Here is a 2593-nt window from a genome sequence, read left to right as displayed (position 1 = left end):
CACTCGATGAGCGTTGTGCCAGGCTACGTACTTCGCTGGCCACGACAGCGAAACCCCGTCCCTGCTCACCCGCGCGAGCCGCTTCCACCGCCGCATTCAGCGCCAGGATGTTGGTTTGAAAGGCGATCCCTTCGATGAGTCCCGTGATATCCGCGATCTTGGTCGAGCTTTGACTGATGTCTTCCATGGTAGCGACCACCTGGCTGACGACCGCATTGCCTTTCTGTGCCACGCTTGATGCGGTAGCTGCCAGCCCACTGGCCTGTTGCGCACTTTCGGAATTCTGCTTTACGGCCGAAGTCAGCTCTTCCATGCTGGCTGCTGTTTCTTCCAGCGCCGCCGCTTGTTCTTCGGTGCGTGAAGACAAATCCACGTTGCCTGCTGCGATCTGACTCGACCCGCTTGCAATGCTCTCAGCGGCGCTGCGAACCTGACCGATCAGCTTGACCAGACTGCCTTGCATCTCGCCCATGGACGCCAGCACACTGCCCGCAGGTGCTTGATGCGCGCCCGGCACAGGACTTAAGTCGCCGCTGGCAACGCGCCCCGTCACCTCGCTCAACACATCGGGCTCGGCCCCCAAAGCACGCATCAACGTGCGTAGCAGCAGAACGCCCAAGCCTGCGCTCAGGATCACCGCAATCACAATGCACGAAACCATCAGCCAGAAGGCGTTTGAGCTGGCTGCATCGTTCGCTTCACGCAGATCGTGGCTGAGTTTTTCGTTGTGTTCGTTATGACTATCGAAGGCCGTCTTGAGGGCATTGGAAGCATTGCTCAGCACGCCACCATTCGCAATCATCGACTTGGCATCATCCGTGTCGCCCGCCCGCATTTTCTCGAAGAAGCTTGTCCGTATTAGCAGGTAGGTCGCGAACGCTGCCTTGTCTGCCTGCAGGAGTTTCCGGTCAGTGTCATCAGAGATGTCGTCCCGTTCGTAGGTCGCAAGGTGCTGATCGACACTCTTATCCATCTTGGCAAATTCCTGCTCCGTCGAGGCACGGGTGGTCTTATCAGCACTGACCAAGTATATGTAAGCCAGTCGGCGCAGGCTACTCACGTTATCCTTCGCAGCATTGATCTCCTTGACGCTCGGGATAATGTTGACCTGGATATATTCGAAGCGTTGCTGCGCCTGGCTAAGCCGCCAAAGACCAAAGCCCCCCACTACAACCAAAGCGAACAACGCGACACCCAGTGTAAAGATGAGCCGCTTTCTAATAGTCATAAATATCCCAAAATGAAATTACTTCGATAAATGCCAAGATGTTGGCGTATTTCCACTAAACGGCGCCTATGATTGACCTTTATCGAAGAGACATCGTTAAAATACGTAAGATGCAAAAAATGCTCAAGCATGTCCCGCGCAAATTCCTCCCGTTAGCCCAGAGCAGATTTCGTTTCAATTAATCTATAAATGATTGCTGGAATGCACCTGTTTTAGATCCGTCCCCAATATCATTATCCACAGTTCCTACGTTGTTAACGACCATGAAACGAGATGCAGCAGGGATACTAAGGGTTTTCATTTTTAAATATGGTTGGTATTTCAGGATCCAAACAATCTAGAGGCTTCGGCTTTATTCCTGGTGTCGTCTGGCGCTTGGTACACAATGACTCCGCAAAACCCTGTTGTGACCGTCTTATCTTTCCTAAATTTGATTCATCGGCCTGCGTGCCCGGATTGAGTGAGCCTGCTGGTGAATAACGACACCCATCAATTGGCGCGGGCTCGCCTGAAGGCGTTTGCGATTTACAGCTTTGGTGGCGCGAAGGCTTCTATGAAGCCTACGTAATTGTCTCGCTACAACGTTGTTACAGTTATTTTTACCAATTTGCTCATTTTCCCACCTTTCCCGAACAAATTAGCGCATCGTATAAGAAGAATGCCAATCGACAAAACGGGCGGTCGCTCAAACGCGGTTTAGCGCGTGATTCTTCGTTCACATAATTCTTAATGTGTAATGCGATACTTATCATAATCTCTCAGACCTGGCGGTTCCCTCGGCGCCAGGGCTTTTTAGCTATTGGCCGTTGTGGCCGGGCTTTTTTTACATAGGTCTTGCCCTACGCCCATGTACCGGGGCAAAAACTTTAAAACACCGCGTTAGCGATTCTCGGGCGCTTAGGTTGGTCAAACCAAAAGTAACAGTGGCGACGGCCACGGTGTTGATTGTTTTGGCCATGTTGCCCTTTGCTGTTTGACTGGGATGGGATGAATTGTCAAAACCGCGCCGTCAGATTCGCTGTTGCATCAGTGTCCTACGCGAAGACGTACGCGTTCATGAAGAGGGAGATTGGCTGCTCAAACCTGATGCGTTGACCAAGCGGTATCACTCATATAGCCGATGTCGGAGCAGTATTTGATCTGGCGCGGGAATTCGAGTCAGTGCTCCTTGTTAAGCGCCCGGGGGTTCGATTCCTGGGGCGCGACCCTTACCTTTCGCTTCCCGCATACGCGTCTCGTCATTCGGGCCTCGACGCGACAAGCAAGCTTGCACGTTTATCCCGATCGAGCCGACGGCAAGGTGCAGACGGCGCATTGAGAAGTCGCGCTGCTGCTGCACATCCATATCACGCTCAAAAACCGCGG

The 2593-nt window shown here is 52.8% G+C and carries 2 protein-coding genes; both read right to left on the bottom strand.

Annotated features, from left to right (window positions below):
* Nucleotides 1–1228: methyl-accepting chemotaxis protein (locus ACFFAR_RS30540; RefSeq protein WP_375509153.1), on the bottom strand; the 1228-nt coding region annotated here is incomplete at its 3' end.
* A 1171-nt stretch (nucleotides 1229–2399) separates the two neighbouring features.
* A partial coding sequence (locus ACFFAR_RS30535) for a hypothetical protein (RefSeq protein WP_375509152.1) occupies nucleotides 2400–2593 on the bottom strand: 194 nt, incomplete at its 5' end.

The sequence above is a fragment of the uncultured Caballeronia sp. genome, from assembly GCF_964243625.1.
Taxonomy (GTDB): domain Bacteria; phylum Pseudomonadota; class Gammaproteobacteria; order Burkholderiales; family Burkholderiaceae; genus Caballeronia.
Note: the sequence above shows the minus strand (reverse complement) of the source record. Positions and strands in the feature narration are given on the sequence as shown.